14 protein-coding genes and 1 pseudogene are annotated in these 16,049 nt (G+C 40.2%); 10 read left to right on the forward strand and 5 right to left on the reverse strand.

What is annotated here, in order from left to right; all coding sequences use genetic code 11:
• Positions 1 to 50 precede the first annotated feature (50 nt).
• Positions 51 to 1,238 (forward strand): aspartate aminotransferase family protein, encoded by a 1,188-nt coding sequence (locus tag B0184_RS08935; RefSeq protein ID WP_005709332.1) that lies wholly within the window; start codon positions 51 to 53, stop codon positions 1,236 to 1,238.
• Positions 1,239 to 1,332: 94 nt separating this feature from the next.
• Here B0184_RS08935 and B0184_RS08940 read toward each other — a convergent pair.
• A pseudogene (locus tag B0184_RS08940) lies at positions 1,333 to 2,420 on the reverse strand (5'-nucleotidase C-terminal domain-containing protein); the annotation flags it as partial.
• Between the two features lie 32 nt (positions 2,421 to 2,452).
• Positions 2,453 to 2,815, reverse strand: a complete 363-nt coding sequence (locus B0184_RS08945; RefSeq protein WP_005709306.1) for a diacylglycerol kinase — start codon at positions 2,813 to 2,815, stop codon at positions 2,453 to 2,455.
• Between the two features lie 230 nt (positions 2,816 to 3,045).
• On the opposite strand from B0184_RS08945, the gene sstT reads away from it, so the two are divergent.
• Positions 3,046 to 4,263, forward strand: coding sequence for a serine/threonine transporter SstT (gene sstT, locus B0184_RS08950; RefSeq protein ID WP_005709283.1), 1,218 nt, complete (start codon positions 3,046 to 3,048; stop codon positions 4,261 to 4,263).
• Positions 4,264 to 4,426: 163 nt separating this feature from the next.
• Here the strand turns inward: sstT and purN are convergent, their stop codons facing one another.
• Together purN and purM are read right to left on the reverse strand one after the other, a co-directional pair.
• The gene (gene purN, locus B0184_RS08955; RefSeq protein ID WP_005709256.1) at positions 4,427 to 5,080 is read right to left on the reverse strand and encodes a phosphoribosylglycinamide formyltransferase; all 654 of its coding nucleotides are present in this window, start codon (positions 5,078 to 5,080) and stop codon (positions 4,427 to 4,429) included.
• Positions 5,081 to 5,226: 146 nt separating this feature from the next.
• Positions 5,227 to 6,261 carry a phosphoribosylformylglycinamidine cyclo-ligase gene (purM, locus tag B0184_RS08960; protein ID WP_005709293.1) on the reverse strand — a complete coding sequence of 345 codons (1,035 nt, stop codon included), beginning with the start codon at positions 6,259 to 6,261 and terminating at the stop codon, positions 5,227 to 5,229.
• Positions 6,262 to 6,440: 179 nt separating this feature from the next.
• Between purM and B0184_RS08965 the strand changes: the two genes are divergently transcribed.
• The 8 genes from B0184_RS08965 to mtgA all read left to right on the forward strand — a co-directional run bounded on the left by B0184_RS08965 (position 6,441) and on the right by mtgA (position 14,517).
• Positions 6,441 to 7,202, forward strand: a complete 762-nt coding sequence (locus tag B0184_RS08965; protein WP_005709318.1) for an SDR family oxidoreductase — start codon at positions 6,441 to 6,443, stop codon at positions 7,200 to 7,202.
• On the forward strand, positions 7,195 to 7,632 hold the full coding sequence (locus tag B0184_RS08970) for a hypothetical protein (RefSeq protein ID WP_005709278.1): 438 nt from the start codon (positions 7,195 to 7,197) through the stop codon (positions 7,630 to 7,632). The genes B0184_RS08965 and B0184_RS08970 overlap by 8 nt, the downstream gene beginning before the upstream one ends.
• A 17-nt stretch (positions 7,633 to 7,649) precedes the next feature.
• Positions 7,650 to 8,843, forward strand: coding sequence for a tryptophan synthase subunit beta (trpB, locus tag B0184_RS08975; protein ID WP_005709341.1), 1,194 nt, complete (start codon positions 7,650 to 7,652; stop codon positions 8,841 to 8,843).
• On the forward strand, positions 8,843 to 9,652 hold the full coding sequence (gene trpA / locus B0184_RS08980) for a tryptophan synthase subunit alpha (protein ID WP_005709265.1): 810 nt from the start codon (positions 8,843 to 8,845) through the stop codon (positions 9,650 to 9,652). The genes trpB and trpA overlap by 1 nt, the downstream gene beginning before the upstream one ends.
• Before the next feature lie 136 nt (positions 9,653 to 9,788).
• A complete protein-coding gene (polA, locus tag B0184_RS08985) occupies positions 9,789 to 12,641 on the forward strand; it encodes a DNA polymerase I (RefSeq protein WP_005709355.1) in 2,853 nt (950 codons plus the stop codon).
• 79 nt (positions 12,642 to 12,720) lie between these two features.
• Positions 12,721 to 13,347 carry an outer membrane lipoprotein periplasmic chaperone LolA gene (gene lolA / locus B0184_RS08990; protein WP_005709307.1) on the forward strand — a complete coding sequence of 209 codons (627 nt, stop codon included), beginning with the start codon at positions 12,721 to 12,723 and terminating at the stop codon, positions 13,345 to 13,347.
• 68 nt (positions 13,348 to 13,415) lie between these two features.
• A complete protein-coding gene (gene trpR / locus B0184_RS08995; RefSeq protein ID WP_039851531.1) occupies positions 13,416 to 13,724 on the forward strand; it encodes a trp operon repressor in 309 nt (102 codons plus the stop codon).
• A complete protein-coding gene (gene mtgA / locus B0184_RS09000) occupies positions 13,711 to 14,517 on the forward strand; it encodes a monofunctional biosynthetic peptidoglycan transglycosylase (protein WP_050855474.1) in 807 nt (268 codons plus the stop codon). Before trpR ends, mtgA begins: the two co-directional genes overlap by 14 nt.
• A 188-nt stretch (positions 14,518 to 14,705) precedes the next feature.
• On the opposite strand, the gene fbp is transcribed toward mtgA, so the two are convergent.
• Complete coding sequence (gene fbp / locus B0184_RS09005; RefSeq protein ID WP_005709281.1) at positions 14,706 to 15,710, reverse strand: class 1 fructose-bisphosphatase; 1,005 nt, start codon at positions 15,708 to 15,710, stop codon at positions 14,706 to 14,708.
• Positions 15,711 to 16,049: the final 339 nt, after the last annotated feature.

Below are 16,049 nucleotides of genomic sequence, written 5' to 3' on the forward strand. Positions count from 1 at the left end.
GATGTTTGGGTTGTACAAACAAGCGGTGAAATTTTAAAGGAAAAAACACAATGACAAACACAACCAGCAACGAAATAAAACAATTAGACAGCGATTACATCGCCCAAACTTACGGCAGATTTAACCTTGCACTCTCACACGGCAAAGGCTGCCAAGTGTGGGATTTTGAAGGCAACGAATATTTAGACTTTACCAGTGGCATCGGCGTAAACAGCCTTGGTTGGGCAGATGAAGATTGGTTAAACGCAGTTGTGCATCAAGCCAGCTCGCTTGCCCACACTTCAAATTTATTCTTCACCGAACCCTCTTCTCGTTTAGCTAAAAAATTGGCAGAAGCAAGCGGTCTAAAACGTGTCTTTTTTGCCAATTCGGGGGCAGAAGCGAATGAAGGGGCGATCAAAACTGCACGCAAATATAGCCACGATAAATATGGAAAAGATCGTGCAACCGTTTTAACGCTAGTCAATTCTTTCCACGGACGCACTATTTCAACCCTTTCTGCTACAGGACAAGAGATATTCCACCAACATTTTTTCCCATTCACCAAAGGTTTCGATCATACGCCAGCCAATGAACTACGAGCACTTGAAACTCGTTTAGGTCAAAAAGATGTATGTGCCATTATTTTGGAAGTCGTGCAAGGTGAAGGCGGGGTTTGCTCGTTAGATCACGAATATTTACAAGGCGTACAAGCTCTCTGTCATCAATATGATGTGTTATTGATCATTGACGAAGTGCAAACGGGGATTGGTCGTACGGGCACAATGTTTGCCTACCAACAATTTGGCTTAACACCAGATATCATTACGCTTGCCAAAGGCTTGGGCGGTGGCTTACCTATCGGGGCGTTTGTATTGGGCGAGAAAGTACAAGATACACTTGGCAAGAGCGATCACGGCTCCACTTTCGGGGCAAACCCTGTAAGTTGTGCAGGAGCAAACGCCGTGCTTGCGAAAATTGATGATACATTTTTAGCTGAAGTAAAACGTAAAGGCGAAAAATTGCAAAAAGCATTGGCAGCATTACCTAAAGTAAAATCAGTCTCTGGCTTAGGCTTAATGATTGGCGTAGAATTTGAAGAAGGCACAAAAGCCGCGGATATTGTGGCAAAATGCATCGAAAAAGGCGTGCTTTTCTTAACCGCGAAAACTAAATTGCGCTTGTTACCGCCATTGATTATCAACGATGAGCAAATTGAGAAAGGAATAGCCGTGTTGAAAGAGGTGCTAGAAGCCTAACAATCAGGTTAATTAGATAGCATAGTAAAACAAAAACGCAGAAATTATTGAAATTTCTGCGTTTTTTCTCTTAAGTATTGAATAACATCAATTCTTAGTTTTTGAAAATCACATCTTCTCTCGGATCGTAATCTGTTGATTTCAATACTTTATTTTCTTCAAAGTATTTTTTCAACATTTCTGCATCAATAAAGCCAGTGTTTACATAAGTCGGATGATTTTTCATCACTGGATAGCCATCCCCACCACCTGTTAAATAATCAGGGATAGATACTTTGTAGGTTTTATTCATATCTAACGGCTGACCACCAATTTTTACATCTGAGATGTTTTTTGTACTACGATCAACGACCATTGAAATACCAGCAAGTTGTGGATAGCCACCGGTGTCTGTCTGTTTTAATGCAACTATGGTTAAGAAATCCACTAATTCTTGACCTTTCAAATCAAGCGTAGAAATCATATTACCGAATGGTTGAACGGTTAAAATATCTTTATAGCTTACATCGCCTTCAGGTAATGAAGCTCGAACACCGCCGCTATTCATAATACCAATATCCGCTTTCACACGTTCCATTTGTGATTGTGCAATTAAACGACCTAAGTTGGTTTGTTCAAAACGTACTGCTTCACGTTTACCATTGAAGAAACCATCTGTTTACCGACAATAACGCCTAACGTTTTATCGCCTTCATCTTGGTATTTTTTCAATTTAGCGTGTAATACTGCATCAGGTTGAATCTCTTCGGCATAAAGTTTGTATTCACGCGTGCCATCTTCTTTTTTGATGGTTTCTTTTAAGTTAATTGGAATTAACTTGTAATCTACTAAAGTGGTTTTACCATTTTTAAATTCGAAATCAGCACGACCTAAATATTTACCCTATTCGCCCGCTTGCATAATCCAAGTACCGTTTTGGTAGTCTGGTTTACAGGCCATGGTTGGTTTGTATTTTTCGATAAATTGACCTTTCTCATCGAAACAAACAGTGTCGTGAGTATGACCACCAATAATCATATCAAACGAGCCTTTAGGCAATTGACGTGCCATTGACACATCACCTGGTGCATTAGTGCCGTGTTTCCCCTCTAAATACCAGCCCATATGAGTTAAAGCAATGCGTACATCTGGTTTTTCTTTTTTGTTGATCTGTTTTAACGTTTTTTCAGCCGTTTGAATTGGGAAGCGGTCAAATTTAAACTAGATTTTGCAAATTAAAAGAAGAGGATTAAGCCCCAAGTAATGGCAAAAAATACCATTGCCATAAATACAGCGGCCGAACCAATATCTTTAGCTCTACCTGAAAGCTCGTGATATTCCGAGCCAATGCGATCGACCACAGATTCCACCGCACTATTGAGCAATTCTGCAATCAAGACAATAAAAATGCTACCAAGAAGTAAAATTTTCTCGATAGCACCATTGCCGAACCAAAACGCCAGCGGAATTAAAATAATTGCCAACCAAACTTCTTGGCGAAAAGCAGCCTCATTGAGATAAGCCGATTTCAAGCCTTTCATTGAATAGCCTGCAGCACGAATAACACGTGCAAAATTTGCTTTATTTTCAGGTTTCATAACTTAATCCAAAAGAGAAAAACGGGCAGTATTTTACCTAAAGAAATTGTTTGCAACAAAGACAAAATCACCGTTTATACAAAAAATAACCAGTTATAACGCAAATAAGCTTAATTTTTTATCTGAATTGAACTTTTCCCTATTCCATTAAAAGGCATTTTCGGCTAATCTGACAGCTCATCATTTTTCGATGAATAATTGGTCTTTTATTTTTTCAGAAGTGAAACATTATGAGTAATTCTTTATCTTCAAAACTACTCGGCGGTAATCTTGTATTACGCATCGCAGTAGGTCTAATCTTAGGGGTAGGTTTAGCCCTTGTGAATCCTGAATGGGCAAAAGATGTTGGCGTTTTAGGTCAATTCTTTGTGAAATCCTTACGTGCTATCGCACCTATCTTAATTTTCGTATTGGTTATGTCAACCATTGCCAATAAAGAAGTCGGTTCAGATAGTAAAATCAAACCAATTCTTGTGCTTTATGCACTAGGCACATTCGTTGCAGCATTAACTGCTGTGGTATTGAGCTTTATCTTCCCAACCACTTTAGAATTAGTAGCAAGCCCTGATGGTTTAGCACCACCAGATGGCATCGGTCAAATTATTAAAACCGTGGTTTTCAACCTCGTGGATAACCCACTTCAAGCCCTTGCAAACGCAAACTTCATCGGTATTTTAGCGTGGTCTATCGGTTTAGGTATCGCATTACGTCACTCTTCACCAAGCACTAAAACATTCTTAAGCGACTTTGCAGATGCGGTTTCAGCAGTGGTTAAAGTTGTTATCGCATTAGCACCAATCGGTATTTTCGGTTTAGTTGCAGATACTTTTGCAACCAACGGTTTAGATGCTTTCATCGGTTACGGTCGTTTATTATTAGTATTACTAGGTGCAATGGCGATTGTTGCATTCATCTTAAACCCACTTATCGTATGGTGGAAAATCCGTCGCAATCCATATCCTCTAACTTTCCTTTGCTTACGTGAAAGTGGCGTGATGGCATTCTTCACCCGTAGCTCAGCGGCGAACATTCCAGTGAATATGGGCTTATCAAAACGTTTAGGTTTACGTGAAGAAATCTATTCTCTTTCTATCCCGCTTGGTGCAAACATCAATATGGCGGGTGCAGCAATTACCGTTACTGTATTAACACTTGCAGCAGCTTACACACAAGGCATCGTACCTGATTTCTGGTCTGCATTGTTATTAAGCATCGTGGCTTCAATCTGTGCTTGTGGTGCATCTGGTGTTGCGGGTGGTTCACTCTTATTAATTCCATTAGCATGTAGCTTATTTAACATCCCGAACGATATTGCCGCACAAGTAATCGGTGTAGGCTTTATTATTGGTGTTATCCAAGATTCAGCTGAAACTGCGTTGAACTCTTCAACAGACGTATTATTTACCGCAGCGGTAAGTATGGCTGAAGATAACAAAGCAAATTCATAAGGAGAAAATAGAATGGGTACTTTTGGTTACGCAATGATGACTGTTGTTGCATCACTTGCTATGATCTGTTTTTTAGCATTTAGTATTTTCTAATTGCTCTCATTTAAATAAAGAAAAACCTGCATATCAAAATTATGCAGGTTTTATTTTATGTCTTTATTTCTTATTTTTCTTCGTCATCTTCACTCGCATAACCATGCTCTGGCAATGCTTTTCCATCTAAATACGCAACATTATCTTTAAGCACCAATCGCCCTTCGGTAAACCATTTAATCACAAGCGGGTAGATTTGATATTCTTGCTCTCGTGTTCTAGCTTCTACATCTTCTACGTTATCTTCAGGGAAAATTGGTACTTTTGCCTGCAGCACAATCGTACCGCCATCGACTTCTTCATTAACAAAGTGGACGGTTGTGCCGTGTTCAGTATCGCCCGCTTCAATCGCTCGTTGGTAGCTGTTTAATCCCGCATATTTTGGCAGAAGAGAAGGATGGATGTTGAGAATTCTTCCTGCAAAACGTTGGGTAAATTCAGGCGTGAGGATTTTCATATAGCCTGCAAGCACGATCAAATCGACAGATTGCTTTTCCAAATAATTACCAATCGCCTCATCCATCGCGAGGTTATTTGCAAAATTTTTGCGAAGAAATACCGATTGTGGAATGAGGGATTTTTTAGCTCGAGTTAAGCCATAAGCATCGGATTTATTGCTTACCACACAAGCAATTTGGGCAGGGATATAATCTGAATAGCAAGCATCTATAATGGCTTGAAGATTATTTCCTTGACCAGAAATCAGAACAGCGATTTTTTTCATTTTATAGACCCATTAGTGATAATCCGTGGGTAATAAATTACCCACAGTTAGGCATAATCATACCCCTTTGGGGTATATAAAGAATCAGCCCCAAAGGGGCTGAATTATTTTTTTAATTGACGCAGTTATTTCAATATGATGAAGAACTATTCAATCTCAACTTGTGTTTCGCCTTCGCCAAGATGAGCAATTTTACCAATTACCCACGCTTTTTCATCCGCTTGTTCAAGCAATGCAAGAGCCGTTTCAACATCTTTTTCTGGTAATGCAATCACCATACCTACACCACAGTTGAAGGTGCGGTACATTTCATAACGGCTGATATTACCCTTTTCTTGCAACCAGTTGAAGATTGCAGGCCATTGCCAGCTTGATTCGTCGATCACCGCTTTGGTGTTGTCTGGCAATACGCGAGGAATATTTTCCCAGAAGCCACCACCTGTTAAGTGAGCAATGGCGTGAACTTCAGTCTGTTTGATAAGTTGTAAAATAGACTTCACATAGATTTTGGTGGGTGCTAAAAGGTGTTCACTAAGTGGTTTGCCTTCTAATAAGTCCGCTGAATTTGCACCGCTCACTTCAAGCACTTTACGAATTAACGAATAACCGTTTGAGTGTGGACCGCTTGAACCAAGAGCAATAAGTGTGTCGCCTGTTTTCACGGCTGTGCCGTCAATGATTTCTGATTTTTCTACCACGCCCACGCAGAAACCTGCTAAGTCGTAATCGCCTTCGTGATACATTCCTGGCATTTCGGCGGTTTCGCCACCCACTAATGCACAGCCAGACATTTCACAACCATCTGCAATGCCTTTGATTACATCTGCTGCCACATCTACTTCTAATTTACCTGTTGCATAGTAATCTAAGAAGAAAAGCGGTTCTGCCCCTTGCACGATTAAATCGTTCACACACATCGCCACTAAATCTTGACCGATGGTATCGTGTTTTTTCAAGTCAATCGCAAGACGTAATTTTGTGCCCACACCATCTGTGCCCGATACTAAAATCGGCTCTTTATATTTGGTTGGTAAAGCACATAATGCACCGAAACCACCCAATCCCCCCATCACCTCAGGGCGGCGAGTACGTTTTACATCGCCTTTGATACGTTCGACTAATTCATTCCCAGCGTGAATATCTACGCCAGCATCTTTGTAGCTAAGTTGTGTGTTGCTCACGATTAACCTCGATCAGTTAAAATAAAAATCGGGCAGATTATACCATTAAGCAAACGTTTGCGGTATTGTTAAATTAATTCATTTGATGACATTTTTAAAATTAAAATGAAATTGCTTGCAATCAAAATTCATTTGTACTACTTTAATAGTACAAATAAGCTCAGACTCTAGGAGAAAAAATGAGAACTACAACCGCATTAGTAACAGGTGCAACCGCAGGCTTTGGCTTGGCAATCTGTAAAAAATTGATCGAAGCAGGCTATAAAGTGATTGGTACGGGCAGACGTGCAGCCCGTTTGGCAGAGTTGCATTCGCAATTGGGCAACGATTTTCTACCGCTTACATTTGATATTACCGATTTAGAAGCCACCAAACAGGCATTAAACCAACGCCCAGAAGGCTGGCAAGCGGTCGATTTATTGGTGAATAATGCAGGTTTGGCATTAGGCTTAGAACCTGCCCACCAAGCTGATTTAAACGACTGGGCGCAAATGATCGATACTAATGTGAAAGGCTTAGTGAACATTACACGCCTTGTGTTACCTGAAATGGTGGATCGTAATCATGGGCATATTATTAATTTAAGTTCAATTGCCGGTAATTACCCTTACCCTGGCGGCAATGTGTATGGTGGTACGAAAGCATTCGTCACTCAATTTAGCTTGAACTTACGTGCCGATTTAGCAGGCACAAAAATTCGTGTGAGTAATGTTGAACCTGGACTTTGTGGTGGCACGGAATTCTCCAACGTACGCTTCCACGGTGATGATGAAAAAGCCGCAAAAGTGTATGAAAATGTGCAATCGGTTCAGCCTGAAGATATTGCCAACATTGTGTTATGGCTGAACCAACAACCTGAACACGTTAACATTAACCGTATTGAAGTGATGCCAACGGCGCAAAGTTTTAACCCTTTAAAAGTCACCAAAGAAAATGAATAATCAACCTAATAAACTTTCTCATTATTTAACGGAAATTACCGAACCCTATTTAGCTTTTTTGCGTGGTTTAACCCCAGCATTACTATTTTTTGTACTTTATATGGTGATGACGCAATATATTAAAGATCCCGCTTTTGCCAAAGAGCTATTCTTTTATGTTGACGATCCTAAATTATTAAGTATTACTTATTATTTTATTCGTTTCTTAGTGGTGATTCCGTTATTTATTATGCTCTCTGCTTATTTATTGAGTTTGCGGAGTTTTTATTTAAAACAGCAAAAAATTTTAGAAGAGGTCGGGTTTAATTTCTTTATTAAATTAACCTTGTGGATTACTTTCTGGTTAATTCAAATTATCTCTGGAATTTTTGTTTTATTATTTGCTTGGGTGAACTTTTATAAAGTTTACGATAATCTCTTTTTAATGTAAGAAATATAAGGAAAAATATGTCAGACACACTCTTAAACCCTTATTTCGGCGAATTCGGAGGAATGTATGTACCCGAAATTTTAGTGCCTGTTTTAAAACAGTTAGAACAAGCATTTGTAGAGGCACAAAATGATCCTGCATTCCAAACAGAATTTACCGATTTACTCAAAGACTACGCAGGCAGACCCACCGCTCTCACCCTTTGCCGTAACTTAACCAAAGGCACCAACACCAAACTTTACTTAAAACGTGAAGATTTATTGCACGGTGGTGCCCACAAAACCAACCAAGTGTTAGGGCAAATTTTACTGGCTAAACGTATGGGCAAAACGCGTATTATTGCCGAAACAGGTGCAGGGCAACACGGCGTGGCAACCGCACTGGCATGTGCGATGCTTGGTATACCGTGCGTGGTTTATATGGGTGCAAAAGACGTAGAACGCCAATCGCCAAACGTATTCCGTATGCGTTTGATGGGGGCAGAAGTGATTCCCGTACAAAAAGGCTCTTGTTCACTGAAAGATGCCTGCTGCGAAGCGATGCGTGATTGGGCGGCAAACTATGACACTACTCACTATTTAATCGGTACGGCAGCAGGTCCACACCCCTTCCCAACCATTGTGCGAGAGTTCCAAAAAATGATCGGCGAAGAGACCAAACGCCAAATTCTGGAAAAAGAAGACCGCTTGCCTGATGCGGTGATTGCTGCTGTGGGCGGTGGCTCAAATGCGATTGGTATGTTTGCAGATTTCATTGAAGAAACCGCTGTGAAACTCATCGGCGTAGAGCCTGCGGGCAAAGGCATTGAAACGGGTGAACACGGTGCACCACTGAAACACGGCACCACAGGCATCTATTTCGGAATGAAATCACCAATTATGCAGGATAAAGATGGGCAAATTGAGGAATCCTACTCTATTTCTGCAGGCTTAGATTTCCCGTCTGTCGGACCACAACACGCTTACTTGAACGCCACAGGCAGAGCCGATTATGTTTCTATTACTGATGATGAAGCCTTAAATGCGTTCCAAGAATTAGCCAAACACGAGGGCATTATCCCAGCCCTTGAATCTTCACACGCCTTAGCTTATGCGTTGAAACTAATCAAACAAAACCCTGAAAAAGAGCAACTCTTAGTCGTTAATCTTTCAGGACGAGGCGATAAAGACATTTTCACGGTCGATAAAATTTTAAATGGAGGAGCCGCATAATGAGCCGTTTTGATACCCTTTTTGCGAAATTAAAAGCCAAAAACGAAGGGGCTTTTGTGCCGTTTGTCACGCTTTGCGATCCTGATTTTGACCGCTCGTTAGAAATTATCGACACCCTCGTTGAAAATGGTGCGGATGCCTTAGAGCTTGGCTTCCCATTTTCAGATCCCTTGCTCGATGGACCTGTTATCCAAGCCGCCAACAAACGTGCTTTAGATGGTGGTTTCAGCACCGATGCGTGCTTCGAACTGATTACTAAAGTCTGTGCAAAATACCCAGAAATGCCGATTGGCTTATTGCTTTGTGCCAATTTAGTGTTCGTCCCAACCCAAGAGGTATTCTTCAAACGTTGTGTCGAAGCGGGCGTTGACGCAGTGTTAATTGCCGATCTTCCCGTTTTAGCCGCGGAAGAATTCGTCCCAGCAGCGAAAAAACATGGCATTCAACCTGTATTTATCTGCCCCCCGAATGCGGACGAAGAGACAGTAAAACGTGTAGCTGAACTGACTGAAGGTTACACTTACCTAGTCTCTCGTGCAGGTGTTACCAGTGCAGAGAACCAATCTCATGCTACCAACCTAGACAACCTTGTTGAAGCTCTCAAGCGGTCAAATTCTACCCCTATTTTGCAAGGCTTCGGCATCGCCAAACCTGAGCAGGTTAAAGAAGCCTTAGCATTAGGTTGCAATGGCGCGATTTCAGGCTCAGCGATTGTGAAAATTATCGAACGCAATTTAGATAACCAAGCAAACTTGCTTAAGGAATTAGGGGAGTTTGTGAGGGAGATGAAAGAAGCGACACGAGCTTAATTTGACAAGCGAGCAAGCGGTTGAATCTTACGTTTTTTTTGCAAAACTTCTCTTTGCAAAACTCTCTAAAGATTTAACCGCTTATTTTCGTTATAATGTCCACAATTTTATCAAAAGTTTATCAAGAGAGTTTTGAATGGCGACTATTGCACAAAATCCGCTGGTGTTGGTGGATGGTTCTTCCTATTTGTATCGTGCGTTTCACGCATTTCCACCGTTGACTAACCAAGAGGGCGAGCCAACAGGGGCAATGTATGGCGTGGTGAATATGTTAAAAAGCTTGATTTCACAAGTTGAGCCGAGCCATATTGCGGTGGTGTTTGATGCGAAGGGTAAGACTTTTCGTGATGAGCTATTTGAACAATATAAATCGCATCGTCCACCAATGCCTGATGAATTACGTTCACAAATTCAGCCGCTGCATGCCATTATTAAGGCGTTGGGCATTCCACTCATTTCGGTTGAAGGTGTAGAAGCTGATGATGTAATCGGCACGCTCGCGGTGCAAGCCGCAAAAGAGGGCAAGCACGTTTTAATCAGCACAGGCGATAAGGATATGGCGCAATTAGTGAATAATCATATTATGCTGATCAACACGATGAACAATACCTTGCTTGACCGTGAAGGTGTGATTGAAAAATATGGCATTCCACCTGAGTTAGTGATTGACTGGTTAGCATTGCAAGGTGATTCGTCGGATAACATCCCTGGTGTGAAAGGTGTGGGCGAGAAAACCGCGCTTGCTTTGTTGCAAGGAATTGGCTCAATTAAAACCATCTATGAAAATTTAGATAAAGTCGCAGAATTGAGCTTCCGCGGTGCAAAAACATTCGCGACAAAATTGTTAGCCGAAAAAGAAATGGCGGATCTTTCTTATTTATTGGCAACCATTAAAACCGATGTTGAGTTGGACGTTACTCATGATCAACTCACGACTTCACCGCAAGATCACGATAAATTGGTGGCGCTTTTCGGCAAATATGAGTTTAAAAAATGGCTCAATGAGGTAATGAATGGCACAAATCCTGTGACGACTAGCACCAAAGAGCGTATGCCGAACAATTATGCTGCAACGCAAGCGGTGGAAAAAACAGAAAGTTTTGCAAAAGTGGAAATTGACCGTTCGAAATATGAAACAGTGAGAACCGAGGCTCAATTAGAAAAATGGATTGAGAAAATACAAGCGGAAAAATTGGTTGCAGTCGATACTGAAACGAATGCGTTGGATGTGATGTCGGCAGAGCTTGTAGGGATTTCATTTGGACTAGCTTCTGGTGAAGCGTGCTATATTCCATTGACTCACAAAGAAGAAGTGAGCGAACAAGCTGGGCAGGGCGATTTGTTTGCGGAAAACACCGCAAACGTAGGCTATGAATTAGTAAAAAATCAGATCAATTTAACCGCTTGCTTGGCAGCATTAAAACCGATTTTAGAAGACAAGCAAATCAAAAAAATTGGGCAGAACATCAAATATGATTTAACGGTGTTTGCTAATCACGGCATTGAGGTGCAAGGCGTAGAGTTTGATACAATGCTGGAATCTTACACCCAAAACAGTACAGGTCGTCATAATATGGACGACTTGGCAGAACGTTATTTAGGGCATAAAACCATTGCATTTGAAGAGATTGCGGGCAAGGGTAAAAATCAGCTGACCTTCGATAAAATTGTGTTAGATGTGGCCTCTGAATATGCAGCAGAAGATGCAGATGTAACAATGAAATTGCATCAAACCTTGTTCCCAGAGCTTGAAAAAACGCCGACTTTGTTGAAACTATTTAACGAAATTGAAATGCCGCTTGTACGTGTGCTTTCGCATATTGAACGCAATGGTGTATTGATTGATCCGCAAAAATTGTTGGCACAATCCCAAGAGATTGAACAGCGTTTGGCGGAAGTAGAGGCAGAAGTGCATCAAGTTGCGGGGCAGGAGTTTAACTTGGCTTCTACGAAACAGCTACAAGAAATTTTGTTTGAAAAACTCGGTTTGCCTGTGAAGAAAAAAACGCCTAAAGGAGCTCCTTCAACCAACGAGGAAGTGTTGGAGGAATTGGCTCAAGAAGGGCATATTGTACCAAAATTGTTGATAGAACATCGTGGATTAAGCAAGTTGAAATCAACTTATACCGACAAGCTACCACAGATGATTAACCCAAAAACAGGGCGTGTGCATACCTCTTATCATCAAGCGGTGACGGCAACAGGGCGACTCTCTTCAAGTGATCCAAACTTGCAAAATATTCCAATCCGAAACGAGGAAGGACGTCGCATTCGCCAAGCCTTTATTGCTCGTGAGGGCTACAAAGTAGTGGCAGCCGACTACTCGCAAATTGAACTTCGCATTATGGCACATTTGGCAAATGATGCAGGTATGCAAAAAGCTTTTGCTGAGGGGAAAGATATTCACCGCTCAACAGCAGCAGAGATTTTCGGTGTGTTGCTTGAAGAAGTGACTAACGAACAGCGCCGCAATGCGAAAGCGATTAACTTCGGCTTGATTTATGGCATGTCAGAATTTGGTTTGTCGAACCAGCTCGGCATTTCTCGCCAAGAAGCAAGAAGTTATATGGATGCTTATTTCAACCGCTATCCGAATGTGCTGCAATTTATGACCGACATTAAAGCCAAAGCAGCAGAGCAAGGTTATGTAGAAACTCTGTTAGGAAGACGATTATATTTGCCTGAAATTAAATCGAGCAATGCAATGCGTCGCAAAGCGGCAGAGCGTGTGGCAATCAACGCACCAATGCAAGGAACAGCAGCAGATATTATTAAAGTTGCGATGATCGGTATTGATAAAATGATTTTTGGTGATAAGAACATCAAAATGATTATGCAAGTACACGATGAATTGGTATTTGAAGTGAAATCCGAGAAAGTTGATCATTACAGCCAGTTGATTAAGGCGGAAATGGAAAAAGCAATAAAATTGCACGTACCCTTGATTGCAGATGTTGGTGTGGGCGATAATTGGGACGAAGCTCACTAGTTTAATAGTACAATGGGAAACTTTTTGTTTTCCCGTTGTCAAAAAAGCAAATTTATTCCATTTATAAAAAGGAAAATCAATGAATAACTTATTTAGAAAAACGTTGTTTGGATTTGCAATTTTTTCACTAATTTCAACCGCTTGGGCGGATGAAAATGCGGTATCAGAACTGCAAAGCCGTTTAGAAAAAGTAACACAATATAGTGCGGATTTCGATCAAACCGTGCGTTCTAGCAAAGGTAAACAAATCCAATCTGGTAAAGGCAAGTTTATGGTAAAACGCCCGAACTTGTTTAGAATGGATACTCAACAACCTCAAGAAAATCAGATTATCTCTGATGGCAAAAATTTATGGTTCTATGACCCATTTGTTTCACAAGTGACCGTCAATACAGTTGAAGATGCTGTAAACAATACTCCTTTTGTGCTCTTAACCAGCAATAACAAAAGCCATTGGGATCAATATGATGTGACCCAAAATGCAGATACTTTCGTATTAAAACCCAAAACGAAAAAAAGTAGCATTAAACAATTTGATGTACGCATTGATGCAAATGGTGTAATGAAAGGCTTTAGTACTATTGAACGCGATGGGCAAAGTAATCTCTATTTATTACGGAATATTGCATCATCAAATTTATCAAACGATTTATTCAAATTCAGCGTGCCAAAAGGCGCTGAGCTTGATGATCAACGTAAAAAATAATGAACTAACAAGCGGTTATTTTTTCATAAAATTTAACCGCTTGTTTGCAAACTAGATTTAGAAAGATAATGAAAACAGTGTACTTACAACGTGATCCAGAAGAATGGCAACAGTTTGTTGAACTGCTTGAGCAAGCGGTGAAAGAAGAAAAATTAGAGCAATTCTTTTCTCTTTTCTTAACGTCAGATGAACGCGGTTCTTTAGGTTTACGTACGCAAATCGTTAGGCATTTGCTGAGCAATGATCTGTCTCAACGTGAAATTCAGCAAAAACTGAATACCAGTGCGGCAACGATCACGCGTGGTTCGAATATGCTAAAAACACTAGATGCTGATTTCTTAGGTTGGGCGAACGAGAAACTCAATGGTAAAGTGTAGAGAAAGCAGAAAGCGTCGTTCATCGGGTTTATTTAAAAGAGCCAAAAAGCTCTTTAATTTGCTGCTAAGTTTTTATATACCTAAGGAAATTTCGACTAAATTAGGTTGGGCGTGGTTTGGCTCAAGTCGGATTTTTGCACCAATTTTTGTGGCTTTATTAAGCGTAATGTTGTTATTCAGTACGGTTCCCATTCCTTATTCCGCTTATATGGTGCAACAAAAAGTAGGACATTTGATAGAAGGAAAATCTTACGACATTAAGAAAAAATGGGTAAGTTTAGATAAGATTTCTTGGCAAATGCAAATGGCAGTCATTGCTTCTGAAGATCAAAAATTTGAAAGTCACTTTGGAATTGATTTAAATGCCATTCAAATTGCATTGCAAAAAAATGCGAAATCTAAGAAAGTGCGAGGCGGTTCGACAATTTCTCAACAAACGGTCAAAAATATGTTTCTTTGGCATGGGCAAAGTTGGATTCGTAAAGGCATTGAATTACCACTAACCTTTGCTATTGAACAGTTTTGGGGCAAAGAGCGGATTTTGGAAGTCTATTTAAATATTGCTGAATTTGGTAACGGTATTTTTGGTGTGGAATCCGCTGCCCAAACTTTTTTCAAAAAATCAGCAAAAAATCTGAGCTTAAATGAAGCGGCTTTATTGGCAGCATCGCTACCAAATCCAAATATTTACCGCGTAGATCGTCCAGGGCCCATTATGAAAAAACGCCAAGCATGGATTATTCGACAAGTTTCAGTGTTGGGTGGGCAGCAGTATCTGGATCGATTAGAGTAGGTTAATTCATAGCAAACACCTTAAAATACAATAAGTTAGTTAATTTATTATGATCCATCTCTATGAGATTATTACATTCTTTTACTATCTTTTAACAAATAAAAAATACTTTTAAAGAATATTTCTTTAAAAGTATTTCAATATTTTAAAAATAACAAGCGATTGTTTTTTATGATTAATTTGCAAATCTATTCCGCAAATTCCTGCATAAATTCAACCGCTTTCTCAACCATCTCTTTTGAACCTGTAAAGAACGGCACACGTTGGTGTAGCGTGGTTGGTTTGATGTCTAAAATAGGGTTGATGCCATCAGTTGCCAAACCACCAGCCTGTTCGGCTAAGAATGCCATTGGGTTACCTTCATAAAGCAAACGTAATTTACCGTTTGGATAGACGGTTGAAGTTGGGTAGATGTAAATTCCTCCTTTAAGCAAATTACGGTGGAAATCAGAAACCAATGAGCCGATATAGCGAGAAGAGTATGGGCGTTTGGTTGCTTCGTCGCTTTCTTGACAATATTTAATAAAGCGTTTCACCCCTTGCGAAAAAGTGACATATTGCCCTTCGTTAATAGAGTAATATTTCCCTTTTTCTGGCATTTGCATATCTGGATGAGAAAGAATAAACAAGCCAAGCGATGGTTCGTAAGTAAAGCCGTTTACACCGTTGCCTGTAGTGTAAACCAGCATTGTGGATGAGCCATAGGTGACATAACCCGCGGCAACCTGTTTTCTTCCCTCTTGCAAGAAATCTTCCATCGTAACAGGTGTGCCAATTGGAGAAACTCGTTTGTAGATAGAGAAGATCGTTCCCACAGATACGTTCACATCAATATTAGATGAACCATCAAGCGGGTCAGTCATTAAAATATATTTTGCATTACGAGAACGTTCAGTATCAAATGAAATGAAAGAGTCATCTTCTTCAGAAGCAAATCCTGCCACTTCTTCACGTGCAATAAGTGCTTTTTTCATTGTTTCGTTGGCAAAAACATCCAATTTCATTTGGGCTTCACCTTGAATATTTTCTGACCCTGCAACACCTAAAATATCTTTACTCAAGCCTGCATGGTTAATTTCGCGGTGGATAAATTTTGCTGCCAAGCGGATAGAAGAGAGAATACCACTTAGCTCACCTTTTGCTTGTGGATATTCAGCTTGTTTCTCAATAATAAATTCGCCTAATGTTTTCATAATCACTCCTTTTTATGAATTGTTCAGTTAATCAAGTATGGCCTATCAGCTTTAATTATAGAAAGGATCTTTAGAAAAGATGTAATAGAAATGTTGAAAAATGTGAACTAGATCACACACTTTTGGCTATAAAAAGAATAGGCAGACTTTCGTCTGCCTATTATGTTATGCGATAACTTCAATACCTTTATGTTGTACAAGGCTAAGTAATTTCAATGCTGCACCGCTCGTTTTTTTTAACGCCTCGCTCCCATTCAGAAATCATATTTTTGCTCACGTTCAGATAATGTACAAAAACACTTTGCGATACTTGTTCTTTTTCGTAAATGGCTTTGATTT

It is taken from the genome of Haemophilus paraphrohaemolyticus (genome assembly GCF_002015045.1).
Taxonomy (GTDB): Bacteria; Pseudomonadota; Gammaproteobacteria; order Enterobacterales; family Pasteurellaceae; genus Haemophilus_A; species Haemophilus_A paraphrohaemolyticus.

Coding starts and splice junctions, on each gene's coding strand:
- B0184_RS08935 (WP_005709332.1), top strand. CDS start 51: ATGACAAACACAACCAGCAACGAAATAAAACAATTAGACAGCGATTAC.
- B0184_RS08945 (WP_005709306.1), bottom strand. CDS start 2,815: ATGAAACCTGAAAATAAAGCAAATTTTGCACGTGTTATTCGTGCTGCA.
- sstT (WP_005709283.1), top strand. CDS start 3,046: ATGAGTAATTCTTTATCTTCAAAACTACTCGGCGGTAATCTTGTATTA.
- purN (WP_005709256.1), bottom strand. CDS start 5,080: ATGAAAAAAATCGCTGTTCTGATTTCTGGTCAAGGAAATAATCTTCAA.
- B0184_RS08965 (WP_005709318.1), top strand. CDS start 6,441: ATGAGAACTACAACCGCATTAGTAACAGGTGCAACCGCAGGCTTTGGC.
- B0184_RS08970 (WP_005709278.1), top strand. CDS start 7,195: ATGAATAATCAACCTAATAAACTTTCTCATTATTTAACGGAAATTACC.
- trpB (WP_005709341.1), top strand. CDS start 7,650: ATGTCAGACACACTCTTAAACCCTTATTTCGGCGAATTCGGAGGAATG.
- trpA (WP_005709265.1), top strand. CDS start 8,843: ATGAGCCGTTTTGATACCCTTTTTGCGAAATTAAAAGCCAAAAACGAA.
- polA (WP_005709355.1), top strand. CDS start 9,789: ATGGCGACTATTGCACAAAATCCGCTGGTGTTGGTGGATGGTTCTTCC.
- lolA (WP_005709307.1), top strand. CDS start 12,721: ATGAATAACTTATTTAGAAAAACGTTGTTTGGATTTGCAATTTTTTCA.
- trpR (WP_039851531.1), top strand. CDS start 13,416: ATGAAAACAGTGTACTTACAACGTGATCCAGAAGAATGGCAACAGTTT.
- mtgA (WP_050855474.1), top strand. CDS start 13,711: ATGGTAAAGTGTAGAGAAAGCAGAAAGCGTCGTTCATCGGGTTTATTT.
- fbp (WP_005709281.1), bottom strand. CDS start 15,710: ATGAAAACATTAGGCGAATTTATTATTGAGAAACAAGCTGAATATCCA.